This is a genomic window from Alteromonas sp. S015 (genome assembly GCF_036864485.1).
GTDB lineage: Bacteria > Pseudomonadota > Gammaproteobacteria > Enterobacterales > Alteromonadaceae > Alteromonas.
In genome coordinates this window covers 185,832-203,871 of sequence record NZ_JAZETO010000006.1, presented here as the reverse complement: position 1 = coordinate 203,871, position 18,040 = coordinate 185,832, and the positions used below count along the sequence as shown (strand labels likewise).

The 18,040-nt window shown below is 43.0% G+C and carries 12 protein-coding genes; 7 read left to right on the top strand and 5 right to left on the bottom strand.

Annotated features, from left to right (window positions below; translation table 11 throughout):
• Window positions 1-456: 456 nt before the first annotated feature.
• The 4 genes from V7R42_RS12955 to V7R42_RS12940 are packed head-to-tail and all read left to right on the top strand — an operon-like array spanning window position 457 to window position 7,683.
• Window positions 457-5,166 (top strand): hypothetical protein, encoded by a 4,710-nt coding sequence (locus V7R42_RS12955; RefSeq protein WP_334020690.1) that lies wholly within the window; start codon window positions 457-459, stop codon window positions 5,164-5,166.
• 12 nt (window positions 5,167-5,178) lie between these two features.
• Entirely contained in the window at window positions 5,179-5,997 is an 819-nt protein-coding gene (locus V7R42_RS12950; RefSeq protein ID WP_334020688.1) for a hypothetical protein, read from the top strand.
• 28 nt (window positions 5,998-6,025) lie between these two features.
• On the top strand, window positions 6,026-6,859 hold the full coding sequence (locus V7R42_RS12945; protein ID WP_334020687.1) for a 2OG-Fe(II)-dependent halogenase WelO5 family protein: 834 nt from the start codon (window positions 6,026-6,028) through the stop codon (window positions 6,857-6,859).
• Window positions 6,850-7,683, top strand: a complete 834-nt coding sequence (locus V7R42_RS12940; protein ID WP_334020685.1) for a 2OG-Fe(II) oxygenase — start codon at window positions 6,850-6,852, stop codon at window positions 7,681-7,683. The genes V7R42_RS12945 and V7R42_RS12940 overlap by 10 nt, the downstream gene beginning before the upstream one ends.
• Before the next feature lie 1,712 nt (window positions 7,684-9,395).
• On the opposite strand, the gene V7R42_RS12935 is transcribed toward V7R42_RS12940, so the two are convergent.
• From V7R42_RS12935 to V7R42_RS12920, 4 genes are all read right to left on the bottom strand, one after another.
• On the bottom strand, window positions 9,396-10,694 hold the full coding sequence (locus V7R42_RS12935; RefSeq protein WP_334020684.1) for a DUF2254 domain-containing protein: 1,299 nt from the start codon (window positions 10,692-10,694) through the stop codon (window positions 9,396-9,398).
• 123 nt (window positions 10,695-10,817) lie between these two features.
• Entirely contained in the window at window positions 10,818-10,964 is a 147-nt protein-coding gene (locus tag V7R42_RS12930; protein WP_334020683.1) for a DUF2256 domain-containing protein, read from the bottom strand.
• The gene (locus V7R42_RS12925) at window positions 10,951-12,489 is read right to left on the bottom strand and encodes a cryptochrome/photolyase family protein (protein ID WP_334020682.1); all 1,539 of its coding nucleotides are present in this window, start codon (window positions 12,487-12,489) and stop codon (window positions 10,951-10,953) included. Before V7R42_RS12925 ends, V7R42_RS12930 begins: the two co-directional genes overlap by 14 nt.
• A 3-nt stretch (window positions 12,490-12,492) precedes the next feature.
• A complete protein-coding gene (locus V7R42_RS12920; protein WP_334020681.1) occupies window positions 12,493-13,917 on the bottom strand; it encodes a cryptochrome/photolyase family protein in 1,425 nt (474 codons plus the stop codon).
• A 106-nt stretch (window positions 13,918-14,023) separates the two neighbouring features.
• Here V7R42_RS12920 and V7R42_RS12915 point away from each other — a divergent pair, with 106 nt between their 5' ends.
• Both V7R42_RS12915 and V7R42_RS12910 read left to right on the top strand, forming a co-directional pair.
• Window positions 14,024-15,331 (top strand): DASH family cryptochrome, encoded by a 1,308-nt coding sequence (locus V7R42_RS12915; protein WP_334020680.1) that lies wholly within the window; start codon window positions 14,024-14,026, stop codon window positions 15,329-15,331.
• Between the two features lie 15 nt (window positions 15,332-15,346).
• Entirely contained in the window at window positions 15,347-16,993 is a 1,647-nt protein-coding gene (locus V7R42_RS12910) for a cryptochrome/deoxyribodipyrimidine photo-lyase family protein (RefSeq protein ID WP_334020679.1), read from the top strand.
• Here the strand turns inward: V7R42_RS12910 and V7R42_RS12905 are convergent.
• Window positions 16,990-17,277, bottom strand: a complete 288-nt coding sequence (locus V7R42_RS12905) for a hypothetical protein (protein WP_334020678.1) — start codon at window positions 17,275-17,277, stop codon at window positions 16,990-16,992. The two genes, V7R42_RS12910 and V7R42_RS12905, sit on opposite strands and share 4 nt — an antisense overlap.
• Window positions 17,278-17,484: 207 nt before the next feature.
• Between V7R42_RS12905 and fabA the strand changes: the two genes are divergently transcribed.
• Complete coding sequence (gene fabA, locus V7R42_RS12900; protein ID WP_334020676.1) at window positions 17,485-18,003, top strand: bifunctional 3-hydroxydecanoyl-ACP dehydratase/trans-2-decenoyl-ACP isomerase; 519 nt, start codon at window positions 17,485-17,487, stop codon at window positions 18,001-18,003.
• The last annotated feature ends 37 nt before the right edge of the window (window positions 18,004-18,040 follow it).

Sequence of the window (18,040 nt, the reverse complement as noted above, 5' to 3'; positions counted from 1 at the left end):
TTAGCGCTGGGGACGCCCAACTTAAGACAAATTACAGCGGATTTCTCTCAGGTTGGTGTGGACTACACGCAGTTGCGAAATACTGACAATCCAGTGCCCACCCCCGCCGCTTTTAAGGTGGCATCGGGAACAGGGGTTCCGCAAACTGGGGTTGAATTACACTGGACTATTCCTACAGGCCTTAGAGCAGGTAAATCAACCCCCGAAGGTGTTGAGTTTCCGTTGCTTCCCAACCGCTGGTTAGTGATCCGCACTGTCATATTGAAAGACGCCACAGCAGATACGCCACCAACAATTAAGGCCTGGTTACTACAAAGTGATAAAGAGGATTTACAGGAAGGTCAGTCAGCCTGGCCAGATCCGGATTCACAACAAAAATATACTTTTATTGGGGTTGCGAATGAACTTTCAGTGCCTGTGGATGATGAACCGTCTTCCGTCAAAAAACTCTACTCCATGGCGCCTGGAGCACCAGCGTTTGCAGTAACTTATCAGTCTGCTCAAAACGTACTGGCTTTTTACGATCCTATGGCGTCACTGGAGAGCTCTATCGCTGATGTGTCGTTCTCTGTTTTCGGTTTTTTCAACCCCACTGGTTGGGACCCTTTGTTAGGTGTTTCAAATGAGAATAAGCAAGGGTTTACTGAGCAACAGCAATGGCAACAAAATATTTCCAACTTAAATATGCAGGTAGGAGATGGCAGTGCACAGTCACTGATTGATGCACAAGCTGCCTGGCAGCAATGGGCCAAACAAAACGGTGTCGAACCCACTTCATTGCCAGAGGCACAACAAGATTTACCCGGTCAGTTGCTTCCCTTCGGAGCGGTTCAGAAACTTAGTTGGCAAGGCATAGATTTTTTCTATGAAAATGACAACATCCCACACTCTGGTCAGATCCCAGTGGCAATTGGCAATACACCCAGTGAAGCGTTGGGCACCTGGTTGAACGAACAAATACCTGACTCCCATGTTTCGGGATATTCGATTGAACGTTTGATTCAGGCAGTGATGACAGACTCTATCAGTACCTTTTTAACCAACGTTGTCACTTTTGAATTTACCAACGCTGGACTTACGTTTGGAGGCAGCTCGGGTGGTTCAGTAACTGTTGTAAGCTTGCCTGACGACAACAATTCCAATCAGACGATTATCCCACTTGATCACCAGCAAACAGCAGCTTTAACAGATTTAAACGCCGCAGAAGTAAAATTAAACCGTTTAACTGATGCCTTGCGTTCTAGGCAATGGTCTTTGTTTGCGGCTCAATGGAAATTGACGCGAAAACCTGGCAACACAACGGTTCAAAGTGCAATTACGTCACTGACCGCGCAGATAGCAGCACTTAGCAGTGATTTTGCTAATACAACACAAAGCGTCAGTGATCTTCGTTCAGAACTTAATGCTTTACTTGGTTCTGAATATGTGGCCAGCTTGCAACCCACAGATCAATTTCAGTTAACTAACGACCCTGTGATCTTGTGTGCTTCTGTCAGAACTGATGACAAAATAGTAAACCGCAGCCTAGATAAGAAAGAGCTTGAATGCAGGATGAGTGGTCAATATCTGACTGGTTTTGAAATGGCTGTCGATGGCTCACGGCCCGCTTCGGTGGCCGCAGAGGACTTAGCCGATAAATTGGATTTATCGTTTTTAGAAAACACGAACATTCCTTTAGAGGCCAAATTTATCTTGCTTGAATCCTTGATGCTCGATCCTGGTTTACAGCCTTGGTTGGCGTCGCTTTGGCTTAAAGCTGAAGGCGGTGGGCCCGCCATAGCCGATGTGGAAGCGGCGATCAAAAACATTCAGTCCGCTGTAAAAGCGGCGCCTGCATTGGATGATGCTTTGTCTGCGCAACTCATGGCGGACGTTTCCGGTTTTGACGGAGTTGCACCAGATCCAATGGCCAATCAGGATTGGGAGCAACCATGGACGCCCGTCTATATTGCCTGGGAAGGTGAATGGCACCCGACCAGTACCACACCTGCTGAAGGATTAAATGACTGGGAACTGGGAGAGATAGATTTTGAATGGCAATCGACCACCGTTTCTTCTACGTCCTACAACTATAATGGCAGGACGTTAGTTAATTCAGACGCCCCATCGATTCTGGCATCTCGAATAGACGTCTTATTACAAATCCCAGACCTTAAAATTGCAGATTTTGTCCGCAATGATTTAGAAAAAGTTTCCCGACTGTTGCTGACATCGGATATCGTTGTTCAATCTCTGAGTGGTTTTAGTGATGCTCTTATCCAGCGCTCGGTTTCAGAGGCTGAAGGTAACCAGCAAGAGGGAGCGACGCCTGATAATGCAGTAGTACCAGCACCTCCAGTAAGTGGCGTCCCGCCATTTCTTCCAATTCGATCCGGCCATCTGGCGCTGTCGAAACTCTGGGTGTTGGATAGTTGGGGCCAGACATTTAAAGCCGAAGCGAACAATGGGTATATCGTACCTATCCGCTCTGAGTCTATGGTGACACCCGGTGGTGACACTAATCGGATTTATGCGCAGTTGCCACCCAGATTGACCCAACCTGCACGAATCGAATTCAATTTGATTGACGCAACATCAGAACCGCCAACACCGAGCAACTCCTCTGATGATACCACGCCAGTCTGTGGCTTTATTGCTGCAGATTTCTTAAGTGGTGGTTTATTAGTTTTTGATAGTGAAGGGTTTGCTCAAGGTGTCATTCTTCCCATTATAAAAGATGTCGGTACAGGGGTTCGCTGGGAAGCAGCACCTGGCATTAATGTACCTTTAGGCAGTCGCCCGAATCTTAAAAACAGACACCTGCAAGCCATGATTGATGGCATTCTGGAACAAACTGAACGTGGTGTTGATGCTTTAGGTGAGCTATTAGACCTGATGGATGGAGTGAGTCATTTTGCAACTCAAGGGGATTACACGAAAAGTAATCTGTCAATTCTGATCGGGGAGCCTTTGGCTGTAGTGAGAGCCAGCGTCACGCTAGAGCTTAGCGGAGACCCGCTTTGTGACCAGGCTTATGATAATACTGACAAGCAGGTGACAAATGGCTATACAGAGGTTTCTTTTCCCGTCCGTGTCGGCGATATGGGGCTACCAGAAAGCGGTGTGACAGGTTTTTACTTTAATGACGATTACGCAAATATCAATGCCGTCTATGGATATAATCCGAACATTGCAACATTACGTAGAGCGGCCAGCCGAGGCCCTGATGCTTTCAATGAAGTAGCCACACAGAATTCTGAAGACTTCACTCTGGAGGACGAATTGCAATATGTGAAGTTAAATAAACTGGTACCTGTAACGGCGACAGAAAGTACGCAATATCTCGGAACCAATACACCGCCGCCTGAAAGGTCGCCCGGTATGCTGACTGTATTAATGGAACCTTTTGCACAGTTGCCCATAATCATGGGGTATTTGCCGATTCAGATTCGCCAGCTTCAGCCTGGAGTCATCAATACTGCATTAGCCAATCTTCAATACATAACCCGTGCAGGTCCAATGTTGGTAAATCCTAATAACGTAAGTATGCCTCTACCTGCAGATATTAAAGGTACGTGGGATTATGTCTGGCGAGATAGTGTCACTACTTGGACAGATAGCAAAGTAGCAAATAAGGATTCTAAGGCGTCACTCGCCCCAATGCCTTTACAACTCTACTGGGGTTGGATGCGCCTGTCGGGAGCATTTTCTTTAACTCCCGAGAACACTGCTATTCCCGAATTTGCACCAACCCCGGAACGACTTATGAACACTTCAACAGTTCAGGTTCCAGACCTGAAATACACGCTAAGCCCGACGTCGGTTTTGATCAATCAGACCACGTCAATTCAAATTGAAATTGAAAATATTAGCGGCGGAGATATCGCCGTGGGGTTTGACTTTTCAATAAGCATTAATTTGCCTGTTGGCGCCTGCGTTTCAGATTTGATTGAAGAAGGTCAACAAACGGGGGTATCAGCCTCGGCTATAGACAGGAACTGGACAACACAGGTCCTGCCTACGGACTCAAAAGTGACCATCATTGTTCAGGCTTTGCGACCGTTTAGCTGGGGAAACGGCGACAACTTTATCCTGTTAATTGATCAAATTGCGGTAAACGGTGTTCAAGGAAGCGACAGTGTGACTGTTACAGCTCAGGCAAGTGAAGGTAGCGAAAAAGGAACATCAACGCCTTTGCTGCTTAGTAAAATTGCAGCAGGATTAACCATCTCTGCCTATGCGAATCCCGAGAAGGTGGGAGCCACTGAATATACGGAAATTTTCTGGACCGCCACAGAAGGTGCAAAAGTGGAGTTGATCAGTAATCAACCAACTCAATCTGAGGTTCTCAAAGGCGACGGCCCGGTATTTTCAGGCAAGTTTAAAGTGAAGCCAAATCAGGATGCCAAGCAGACATTTTATTCAGTCGAAGTACAAAATGCGGGTAATACGAAACGCGAAAGCACAGTAGTTATTGTAAATTTATTACCACCTGCGGTTAATAGCTTTTCTGCTGAGAGTACCGATAACCTGCAGTTTAATCAGCCAGTTAGTCTATTCTGGGACAACAGCTACGCAACTTCCTCTTCAATTTTACCGGGAGAACCAAGCGTACCTCTAAAGGCGAATAAGCCTGACGGTTTCGAATATACGCCTTCAAATCACATGAATGCCAATGATGTTTCACTGACACTGACCTTGTTTGCTACGGCACCACTACAGCCAACTGCCAAGAGCGACCCACTAGTACTCAATTTCGCGTTAGCTGAAATAGTTTACTTTTGTTACAAATCTATGGATCCCAGCGAAGGCGTGACAGTACCTGAGACCAAAAATGCCAATCCGTTTCAATTAGTGAATTCAGATGGTGTCTGGACTCTCACAGTTACAGGGCCAGGAGGCCCACTGACACGCACTATCGGCGGTGATCAACCTGAAGTGCGTTACTTCGGTCCTGCCTATAAGACCTTAAGTGATCCGCAACAAGTCTCCTTAAACTATTGGGTAAATGAATTTAAAGCGGGTGATGAGCTGATATTGCAACCGACGGGGCAACAACTTACACCTGACAATACAGGCAAAGGAAGTGTAGACGTAAACGTTTCAGAAACCACCGAATACACCTTAGAAGCAACGCTTTCAGGAATAAAAATTAATAATACCATCACTGTAACTTTGCATAGCTAGAGGACAGGAATAGTGACGGCCGTAATAACCTTTAATGATATCCCAGCTCAAAATCACATGTTTAAGTATGAAAGGCTGGGCCAAATGGCGTTGGAAAACAGACGACTTTATTGCAATCGGCATGGTTATACCTTTATTAGTGAAGTTGAAATAGCTCGGGACAGACCTGCATGCTGGGCGAAAATACCTGCGATTCTGAAAGCGTTTGAAAAGCATGATTGGGTACTATGGGCAGATAGTGATACGCTGATCTTTGACCATTCTCGTCGCATTGAAGATTTTTTCAACGCTAAGTTTGATTTAATTGTTCAGTCCCACGACCATTACTACGAGCTGATGGGTCTCGACCCAACAGTGGGTTATGAAATGATGCCGATCAATACAGGCGTTTTTTTAATTCGCAATACAACCTGGTCTAAATGGTTGCTGGCGGAGGCATATAAGCAACAACAATTCATCTGCTACAACAAAATATGGAATGGCATCGGTGAACAAGAAGCGATGATCGCTGTACTGCAACAACACCCTGATGGATTAAAAAAGGTGGGTTATGTAGAAAATCTGCAAAACCATCCTAAGTATTATCAATCCGGTGATATGTTTGTGCACTTCTACGGCAGTTATTCTCGCCACTATATACCAATGGATGAATGCGAAAAGGTGCTAACAAAATGGGAAAATGCCAACGCCACGGGCAGCACCTTTCCCGATGATATAGAACGTTTTCACTGGTGCTCAATCCAGACCAAGCAACCAGACTCCTCTATGGAGAGAGATGACTTAGATACTTATTTGTATACACCGGAAGATATTGGAATTATTTCCAGTTGAAAGCTAAATAGTTACAAGGACTTTGGAAATGGCTGAAAATTCTCACTTTTTACGCTGGTACGAACTGGATTATCGGGAGCTTGAACGGTATCACCCTGATGGCGCAAAGGATCTTTTAGTCGGTAAAAAAGATGGATTTTTAGTGCGTGATGTTTTGTCACAACAAGAAGCAGAAGCACTAGCATCATGTACGGAAAGCTTAAGTGTGAATTTACAATTTCCAATGCCATTTGGGTTCATTTGCGGAGAGCCGTTGATGGTTAGCCAGGCAGACCGCAAGCCTTATTTCGAAAATGCCAGAAGATATCGGCATGAATTAATAGAAAACTGTGGATTTGATTTTGACGCGCGCCTTGTAGAAGTTTTTTCGAAGCTTTCTGGTCAACAGGAAGTGGCTATTCCGCAATCGGCGACGGGAGATATCTACGGCGCTTCAGTCATTCGGGTGATAGAGCCACATACATACGGTTTACACGCCCATTCCGGAAATGAATTTATTAATGAATACGAGTCAATGTCGGAACTTGCTGATAAAGCTAACTTGTATAATCAGTTAAGTTATTTTGTCGTTTTGCGAGCGCCGGAATTAGGTGGGGAATTATGCTTGTACGACCTTGAATGGGAACAGACGCCGGCAGAAGTGCATTCTAACCGCTACCCACATTTTAGCTTGGCAAGAGATGACTATTTTGAAAGGTTTGAAAAACATTACATCCGCCCACAGGTAGGTGATTTGATCTACTTTGCCGGAGGGCGAATCTGGCATCAGGTCTGTCCCGTAATCGGTCTTTATGAACGTATTACGATCGGTGGATTTACCAGTTTTTCCAATGACGATAAAGATTTATATATATGGAGTTGACGGATACCACAAAAGCACCTGAATTGATGTTAACTGGGCTAAGCGGTCACACTAATATTTCGGTGGTAGATGCAAGTGAAAACCCGGCTATTACACCAGGTGGCATAGTGGACAGCGAGGGCAGGAAAATTACAGGAATTTTGTTTCCTGGATTTCTGAGTCACAATAGTGTTGAAAAACTTATAAATATTACCCAAGCGGAAACCGCACCCGTTGAAAAGCAGCAGCAATTTGACGGTGTATTTGGTTGGGGCCCCAATCTATGGCAACTACAGGCACTCAATAATTCTCATGAAGCGCGCGAGAGTGTAAAACAGTGGGATAATTATATTAATTCAGTTCTACCTTCAGGCGTACCTGAAAGTATATTGTCTCGGCTCGCACTTGTAGCTAAAAAAAGTGCTGTTCAACGACTCGTTTCCGAGAATTTTACAATGCCATGGATAACATTGCGTGTAATGAAAAATGGTGGTTATCTGGGTACTCATGCCCATTTGGAGTTTTACCAAAAGGGCATGCCGTATGCCGATTCAACGGTATTATCGAATTTGTTGCCAGGCTTTGAATTAAGCTGTCTTCTCATGCTACAAAACGCACAATCGGGTGGGCGATTAAAACTATATGATGCCGCCTATCCAGCAACTCCTGATGAACTGGCACAAGCAGTTCAGAAGGAGATTGAAATGCCTGCTGGAAGCCTATTAGTTTTTGACGCTGCACATGTATACCACGAGGTAACGCCTGTGGTTGGAAGCGAACGGATCACCGCAGGGTTTTGGTTGAGCTATTCAAAAGATAAAGCGGAACTTTTTGCATGGTCTTAAATTTCCCGGTAGCTAAATTAAGTTAGCTATTAAAAAATTCAATCAATTCGCCAAATTGGTCTTATAGATTGCTCTCGCGAACCAGCCAGTTTTAATGATTTTTCAGATTGATAGAGAACTGACATTCATTAAAAGCAAAAATCCCAGCTAGGAGTGAGCAAAAGGATTTAGGGAAAGGGCAGGGGGTACCCCACGTGAAAAGAACACTGTTTTTGTAAGAAACAATTAACCGAATGAATGACATCTTTACCTGAAGGAATTTTGACGACGGTGATATGGTATGACCTTTCCCAAAAAATAACACCATTGCATTAATGGGATTTCAATAAACTGGAGACAATGGAGAACTCAACAAGAAAAACGTTACAGCGAAGAACAAATCATTAGGGCAATCCTTCAAAAAGTTTTAGCTCTGCTAAAATAAAAACTTTGAATTATCACGCATGATAAGTGTAATTATCATGCGTGAACGTAGAATGGCACATTGTATATGGTTGTATATATAGACACTTGCACTAATTATCAGACTTGCGATTAGTTTGACGTCCACCGTAACAAAAACACATATTTAGTGTAGCTTTAATATTGCCTTATTTGCTTTTTTTTACTTATTTTAAATCGTGCGCTACGTAAAATCTACAGGGTTAGACCCTCAAACATGCCTCAGATTTTACGTAGCGTCGCCCGTATTTTGAGCAGGTTGCTTGAGCTATTTTCAGGTGGATTTGGCTCACACAACTCAATACTATCTTCGGCGTTTTACTGAAGAACTGCATTTAAACATGTGACCTCTCAATTTTAGTAAGAAAGAATAGGTGATAGCAAATTTACTTTTAATAAGCGCGTCTCTTAATGATAATTCAACTTGTCTGAGCCAAATGTGGCTATCTACAAGATGTAAAACCATGTTTAAGCACCTCCAAAAATTGACGTCTAACAGGTCTTTCTGTCAATTCATCATTATTTAAAATTAGGATGCATGTCGAATTATAGTAAGTAACGAGACAGTAGAGCCCCGAATTATAATAGAGTTATATAAACTACATTAACTGAATTAATAGCAGGTCATATCTACTAATTGAACAACTGGCTACCAATTTGGCGTAGGTAAGTCTTAGCAACGCATCACTGGCACTGTTTGATAAACATATATATTGTATTTAACATAATATACATTATGCGCAATTGAGTATGTAGACGATTAGGCCGATGATGTCACTCTATTCAAATGCTTTGTTGACTGTGAATACTTACAGACTTTTATGCGTGGCTGCTGTTTCAATATTTCGGCCTAATCGCGCTTGCTTGAAATGTTGCAGTACTCTTTATTGAAACTTGCTCTGAAATTTGGATTTAGATGTGGAATATAGAAATCGTGCGCTTCGTGAAATCTGGAGCATTGAACCTCGCAAGATATATTTTCATTCACGTAGCGTCACGTCAGTTTTATTCAAGTGAGCTGTCGGTAAAATAATTAGTTAAAAAGCCTCTATCATAGTATTAATAATTTCAGCTTAAAATTGAGCTTGGATTTTTTGGCTATCAAGAAAGTTAATCTATTTTTTTATTTTTGGTTAATCAGAGTGAGTTTACTACATTACAAAAAATTCGATTAGTCGTTTACGCAGAATATATATTATTTGAGAAATAAAGATAATAGAGTCTTCCAAACTATTTAATTCAAGTGATTTAGCCAGTGGCAATTAACACATTTAGTTATCGCTATAAACGTGCTCAATTCGTTGAATATCGTCTTCGTAATCTAGCGCTAATTTTGCACGTTCGTAACTTTGTTTTGCTAACTTAGACGCCGCCTCAAAGAAGTCTTTTTCTAGTCGTGTACCTTCACTTTTAAAACACGCTTTAATCGTTTTTAGCGACTTTTGAATACGTATAGCCACTTCAATATTGGCTGCACCATCACGGGCAATGGATGTATAAGCGTCATCAAATAGGTCATTCACATTCAACGCTGGCAATGACACACGATCATATTTGAATTCCTCATCTTCAGTGTCTTTCCTTGTTGAATTCTTTAGTTCGGACTTAGGCTTATGCCACAACAACATAAGGCGTGTAATACTGCTTAACGTATTTATCGCTGTGCCGTGGTCATTAACTGAAGGTGATAATGCTCGAGATGCTATTTCGGCTAGTACGATAAAGCCAAAGCGAGGATCTGCCTCAAAGGATCTAGATTCACCGATAGTAAATGCACCAACAATTTCATCTGATACTACCTTTTTATTAGAGTATGCGATGGCGCGTTCTGGTGAGACAAACTCACCCGGCAGCATGACTACATTGATGAAGCCATCGTTTTTTTCAGCCCACAGTTGAAGTTTGGCAATGTCTATAAGCTGGATGTAGCCTACTTGCCTTGTAAAAATGGCGTAAGTCCCCTGCTCTTTTATTTTCTCATGAGGTACGGCTCCTAAGCACGGCATGTCTATTCTATTTTTGATAGCGCGTGTCGTTGCGCTCTCTACTTTTAACAGCGTTGACCCTACGCGCCCTAAACGTGCAACACTGTCTACCCACCGTATAAATGTCAAAATAACTATCGAAAAAGCCAGACACGTTAAACAAAATAAGATAAAGAGCCCGGCTTCATCAAAAAAAGCTTGAGTCATTGCGGTAAGCGCAACTGCGCTATAAATAAAGGCGCCAATAAAAACGGATAATGCATTTTGTGATACATCATCAGATATTATAAGGCTTAGCGAACGAGGCGTTGACGAGCGACTGGCTGAAGCGTAAGCGTTGACCATGGTGCCTGCAGAAAATGTGGCGATCACCATCATGCTAGATGCCATTATCGAAAGCAGCGTTTCAACCGATTCGGGTTTTATTTTCGGAATATGCTCAGCCAACGACGTGCCGTCTGCAACCTTCGCCACGAATACAGCAAGGATTGATAATAAACAAAATCCTAGAGGTTTTACCCAGAGCTTTTCTTTTACGCTATAAAGAAGAAAACGCAATCTATCTACGGTAATCGGTGCTTCCACTACACACTCCTTGTATTTTATCTTGTCTTAAACGTACTGCAAGAAACAACTGATCGACAACCCCGCTGTAAAAAAGATGTTTATATGTAGCGCAATTTTAGTAGAGCGCTTTTTCTAATCGTTTTATTTGCTCTCAGCGTTTTTTCGGTTTCCTGAGCAACGCTTTGAGCAATAACGCACGCTTTCCCAGTTCTTTTCCCATTTTTTTCGCCATGTAAAAGGCCTTTCACAGACTGGGCATATTTTAGTGGGTAAGTCAGACTTCTTCATTTTTGGTCAGTTTACTAAGAAATATCGAAGCATCTTGCTTCATGGTCTCAATATTTTCTTCCTTCATACGCCCGTAAGTCTTATATATCATCGCCATACGGTGATTGTTGCTTAGCTTTTCTTTGTGCTTGTCAATAAAATGCCAATAAAGATAGTTGAATGGACAAGCTTTTGGCCCTGTTTTTTTAGAAACCTGATACCCGCAATTTTTGCAATAGTTACTCATTTTATTGATATAACTACCGCTCGCCACATACGGCTTGCTGGCTAAGTGCCCGCCGTCACTGTATAAAATCATACCTGCCACGTTGGGAAGTTCTACCCATTCATAGGCATCGGCATACACAAGTAGATACCAGGCTTGAACGTCTTCAGGGCTGAGCTCTGTTAGTAAGCTGAAGTTGCCGATCACCATAAGTCGTTGTATATGATGGGCATAAGCGTTTTGTTTAGTCTCTTTTATACATTGGCGCATGCAGTTCATATTGGTTTGGGCGTTCCAAAAGAACGAAGGAAGTGCGCGGCTGTTATTGAAGTAGTTATCCGTTTTCAGATTTGGCATAAAGTGCCAATAGAAGCCTCTCACATACTCGCGCCAACCCAGTACCTGACGAATAAATCCTTCAGCAGAATTTAGTGGAACTTGTCCTGCGTAGTACGCTTGTTCAGCGGCTTGTATCGCTTCTTTAGGCGTCAACAAACCACAGTTCAGATAAAACGCAATATGCGAATGATAAAGCCAAGGTTTACCCTCAACCATGGCATCTTGATACTGACCGAAGTTTGGCAGCCTTTCTTCTATGAAAATGTTTAGAACGGCTAATGCGTCTTGCCGCGTAACCGCAAAATGAAAATTATCAATATCGCCAAAATGGTCGCTGAATTCGTTTTTGACTAACTCGATAACGTCAGAAGTAATATCGTCAACGTCAAACGTTGTGTGCTTTGGTACTTTGTGGGTTTCTGGCATAGACTCGCGATTTTGAGCATCATAATTCCACTTTCCTCCAACGGGATTTTTCCCGTCCATAAGTACGTTATGCTTACAACGCATTTCTCGGTAAAAAAACTCCATACGAAGCTGCTTTTTACCTTCAGCCCAGTCGGTGAATTCCTTTGGAGTTGAAAGAAAACGGTTGTCTTGGCAGATAGTAACGGGGATGCCAAGCACGTTTTCCCATTGTTCCATACTTTTTAGCAAACGGTACTCGCCCGGCATGGTGACTTTTACTGCATCATAACCATTTTCACTGATTTCGTGTTTAACTTGAGCTAGTAAATCGCCTTTGTTATTCCCATCATTATATTTAACGTAGCTGACGTTAAAGTTGTTGTCACGCAAAGCCTTTGCAAAATGGCGCATGGCGCTAAACAAAAACGCTATTTTTTTCTTATGGTGTTTCACGTAAGTCGCTTCCTCACGTACTTCTGCCATTAAAATAGTGTCTTCGCTTTTGACTGCCTCAACGATAGCGGGCAATGTTTCGGTAAGCTGATCGCCCAATACTAAAATCAGTGTTGCCATACCCTACTCTTTTATTTGCTGAAACGCATCAAGGGCACGCTGCCTAGACGCTTTCAAATCAACAATAGGCTTCGGGTACTCCTTACCAAGCTCTATGCCTGCTTCTTTCAATATCGCACTGGGTGCTTCCCAAGGTTTATGAATGTACTTATCCGAGAGCTCGTTTAGTTCTGGGCAATATTTACGAACATAGTTACCTTTCTTATCAAACTTCTCACCTTGGAGTATTGGATTAAAGATCCTAAAGTAAGGCGCAGCGTCTGCCCCCGAACCTGCAACCCATTGCCAACTGGCACTGTTACTGGCGAGGTCAGCGTCTAACAAGGTGTCCCAAAACCATCTTTCGCCTTCATGCCAGCTAAGCAATAAATTTTTAACCAGAAAAGACCCTACAATCATGCGCACTCGATTATGCATATAGCCTGTTTGCCATAGTTCTCGCATGCCAGCGTCGACAATAGGAATGCCGGTACTCCCTGTCTTCCACGCTTTTAGTGCTTTAGCATCTGTGCGCCAGGGAAATTTATCGAATTTCTCGTTGAAATTTTTATTTGGCAGCGTTGGAAAGTGAAACAGCAAGTAGTAGCTAAACTCTCGCCAGCCTAGCTCGCTCAAGTAGGTCTCAATGCTTTTGTCTTCGCTATTTCCAAATTTGTCTTTTATCGCATACCAAACCTGGTTTGGTGAAACTTCGCCAAAATGCAAATGCGGAGATAAGCGAGATGTTCCCCTGACAGAGGGAATATCTCTTCCGTCTTTGTATTTACGCGCGGCGTTTTCGATAAAATCAGCTAGATTGTCTGCGGCACCGTCTTCGCCCGGCGCCCATTGGCTAGCGATAATGTCATCCCATTTAACCGCAGGTAACAAACCTAACGAGTCTAAATCGTCACCTTTATTTGCTACGTCAGCATAGGTAATGCGTGCAGGCGGCGACTTCGGATAACGCGGTTCTTCAACTTGCAGGCAGCCCTTTTTGTAATAAGGCGTAAACACGCGATACGGTGTTCCGTCTTTTTTCAACACCTTCATTGGTTCCCAAAGTAAACTTCCGTTGCAGCTGTGTGCTTCGTAATCGCTGTCGATAAGTGTCTGCTTAATTGCCTTGTCACGATTTATTTGCCACGGCTCGTAGCATCGGTTCCAAAAAATTCCACTTGCATTGAACGCTTCCATTAATTTCGGAATAAGAACCTGCGGATCACCACTAAATATTTGCAAGTGGCCGTTAAGACGTTTATTGAGTGAGGTTAAAGAATGATGTAGCCACCATTTACTTGCGCCGCCTGGTTCTCGCCCGTTAGGAGACGAATTGTCATAGATGTAGATGGGTACTATTTTGCCCATATCGCATGCTGCATTTAAAGCCGGATTATCTTTTACGCGGAGGTCTTGTCTAAACCACATGATGCTCACAGGAACCGTCACTTTTTTTCCTCAGGCGTTGTGCCAAATTTAAATGTTATTCGTATGTTTTACGAAGTAAAGCGGATTCAAGATCCCTGTAATTCACAAAAAAACGCTCAAAATTAGTATGATAAATCAACAAACTAACGTTAAATGTTCAAATGTTCATCAGCGGGGATTGTTCTGGTTCCGGCATGACTTAAGGCTTCACGATAATGCGGCTATCTCCGCGTTGTGTAACGCGGTCAGCGAAGTTACGTTCGTTTATATCTTTGATGACGATAACTTTACCTCAAACGCTTTTGGATTCGCCCCCATGGGTGGGCATAGAAAGACTTTCCTTATACAAACCTTGGTTGATTTAAAACGTCAATTAAAAAAATTGGGGCATGACCTACTTGTTGTCAAAGGTAGCTCTGCTAAGTGTTTAGTTGAATTGCTTAAGTCGGGGCATTTTTCTCATCTTGGCGTAAGCGAACATTGTGGTTTTAACGAGATAGCACAGCTCAATACAATAAAACGTTTCTTTAAAACGTTAACGGTTATCGAAACCGCAACGTTTGGTCTATTTGATGCACAAACTTTTCCGTTCAGTATTGAAAATATGCCTGACGTTTTTAGCCCGTTTCGCAGAAAAGTAGAGAAGCATTGCAAACCATTGTCGGTTCATTCTGTTATCGACAATTTGCCATGTCCATTTACGCCACAAATAGACGCATGTTTTCTACTCACCCTTGATGTTGATTTACCCGGGCCTTCTGCATCATCGTTTGTTGGTGGCGAAACCGCGGCACTTTGTCACTTAAATACTTACCTTTTTGATTGGCATGCTGCAGCATCATACAAAGAAACCCGTAACGCATTAGATTCATGGCAAGACAGTACAAAATTATCAGCTTGGCTTGCTAACGGATCGCTTTCAGCGAGAGAAGTAATCAGGCAAGTCCAGTATTTTGAAGAAACCGTTGAAAAAAATGACTCTACCTACTGGATATACTTTGAGCTACTCTGGCGCGAATTTTTTCATTGGTTACAGTGTAAGAATGGAGCGAGATGGTTTCGCTTTGGTGGTATTCAGGATAAAGCACCGTCGACAAAGCATTGTCCCGAAGTCTTCGCACGTTGGTGCGAAGGTAAAACTGGTTATCCAATCGTAGATGCCTGTATGCGCCAACTTGCAGAAACTGGCTATATGTCAAATCGCGGCAGACAACTTGTTGCTAGCTGCTTTGTTCATGAACTTCAACAGGACTGGCGATACGGTGCTGCGTGGTTTGAGCATCAATTAATCGATTACGATGTTGGAAGTAATTGGGGAAATTGGCTTTATCTCGCGGGCGTTGGAAGCGACCCTCGCGGACACAGACAATTCAACTTGCAAAAGCAAACCGAGATTTATGACTCTGCAGGTCAATTTCGTAATAAATGGCTATAGCTAATTGGCCGTATAATGTTCGTAACCCCCAAAGAGTCCGTCACCGTTATCTGGTTAAAGCGAGACCTACGCTTACGTGATCACGAGCCTCTTTATCGCGCTGTTGAAGCTCACGAAAAAGTGCTTCTACTCTTTTGCTGGGAGCCATCACTCATTGCTGACCCACATATGGACGTTCGGCATTGGCGCTTTATTCAGCAAAGTATCGATGACATCAATAGTCAAATACCAGCACCTTCTGGCGTTTTGACTTTGCACTGCGAAGTAGTCGAAGCATTTAAACTCATTGCACAACATTACAATATTTCAGCGGTTAGGAGTTACCAAGAAACCGGCCTGAAGGTTACGTATAACCGAGATAAAACTGTATCTAGCTATCTGAAAAGTAATGACATTTCATTTTTTGAATCTCAATATGGTGCAGTAATACGTGGGTTGTCGCATCGCGCGCAGTGGAAGCATAATTGGACGCATCATTTTGCAAAAGCCACCTATGATTTTGATTTAGACAAAACAAACTGGGTTAATTGGCGCGAACATTCAGCTATGTCTATTGCGTCGAAATCACTCGATAAGTTGGCTGACTTCGTTAAACCAAGCCTTAATGTAGCGAAAAGTTTTCCTGAAAATTATTTAGATAAATTAGTAAGCGAAAGGCCGTGCAGAAACGAGGCCATACCCGCCTTTGCTGAAATGCAGCCCGGCGGCGAAAAGCGTGCTTGGCAGGTTTTAAAAGATTTTTTTAAAGCACGGGGGAAGTACTATCATCAGCATATTTCTATGCCAGAGAATGCTAGACGCGCATGTTCGCGATTAAGCCCTTATCTTGCTTGGGGTAATATATCAATCAAGCAAGTGTACCAGTACGTTTTGATTCAGAAGCAAAAGAAAAGGTCGCTTCCAGCTACGCAAAAAATGCAATGGAACCGCGCCCTATCAGCTTTCACATCAAGACTACACTGGCACTGCCATTTTATTCAGAAATTTGAAAGCGAGCACAGCATAGAGTGGCGACCTATGAATAGCGCTTACGACAAATTTCCTTTTATAGATGGCCCTGAAGCTGAGCGGCGTTTTTATCGTTGGGCTACTGGCCAAACCGGATATCCGCTGGTTGACGCTTGCATGCGAGCATTAAAACATACCGGGTATATAAATTTTCGAATGCGCGCGATGGTCACTAGCTTTTTATGTCATCACCTTAATGTTCACTGGTTAAAAGCGGCTCATTATCTAGCAACCCAGTTCTTAGACTTTGAACCCGGCATCCATTACCCTCAAATACAAATGCAAGCGAGTGTCACTGGTATTCATACAGTGCGTCTTTATAATCCTGCGACACAGTCACAAAAATTAGATCCTCAAGGCATATTTATAAAGAAGTGGGTACCGGAGTTGGTAAACTTACCTAGTGTAGCGGTTCATGCGCCCTACTTGTTACCGCCACTGGAAGCACAAATGCTAGACTTCGATATCGACCGCGATTATGTTACACCAATTATTGATATCGCTCAGAACAATCGACTGACTGCCAAACGGTTATGGGATTATCGAGAACGGGATGACTCGGTTAAAGAGGCGAAACGTATAATTGAGCGGCACACCATGCAAAATAGCCCAAGCCGCGCTTGGCTAAAAACAAAAACCAACAAAACCGCCTAACGATTATTTTTTCTAAGCCATTCGTTTAAAAGTTTAATTTGACCGCATTTGTACGCTGCATACATTAGCCTCATAGCATTAGACATGGCTTCACTATCTGTCCAACCAGTTTTTTCGCGTATTTCGTCATAGCACGCCTTTGCTTCAGGGCTCACGTAGCCCCTAACAAGCTTCTTTCCTGCGTCTTTCTGTCTTTCCCTAAAACGACGTTGCTTGTCAGCGTTAGCCTTAGCTTTATCTAAAGGGCTTTTTTTAACGACTTTTTTTGTCATTTGTTCTGTCATAGTTTTCACACAAAGGTACGGTATTGTGAAGCGTAGCATAATCGCTGCTTACAAATTGCGTTTGTAGGGCGATATTTGTACGGAGTTAATTGACTTAGCGTATATTAGCACGCGTTTTTCTTCAGAAAAATGACTGTTCAGAGTTGTTTGGCGTACAACTGTTCGCTAAATTAGCAACGTCACTTTAATTACAACAATGAGTTGGGAATGTCAGAGAAGAAAAGTAGTTTTAACAAAGAAGATTTATTGGCATGTAGCCGTGGGGAAATGTTTGGCCCAGGTAACAGTCAGCTTCCCGCACCTAACATGCTTATGATGGACCGTGTGGTCTCAATAACGGAAGATGGCGGTGAGCATGGTAAAGGCGAAATTATCGCTGAATTAGATATTACGCCCGATTTATGGTTTTTTGATTGTCACTTCCCAGGCGACCCAGTAATGCCTGGCTGTCTAGGCTTAGATGCCATGTGGCAATTGGTTGGGTTCTTTTTAGGTTGGAGTGGCGGTCCTGGTAAAGGTCGCGCTTTAGGTGTAGGCGAAGTGAAATTTACCGGCCAGATCCTTCCAACTGCTAAAAAGGTAACCTATAAAATCACTATGAAGCGTGTGATAAAGCGTAAGCTGTTTATGGGTATGGCAGATGGCTCAGTAGAAGTTGATGGCCGTGAAATTTATGTAGCGAAAGATTTGAAAGTTGGATTATTCCAAGATACATCGAACTTTTAGAGAGTCTACGTAGCATTATTTAACATATTTAACACAA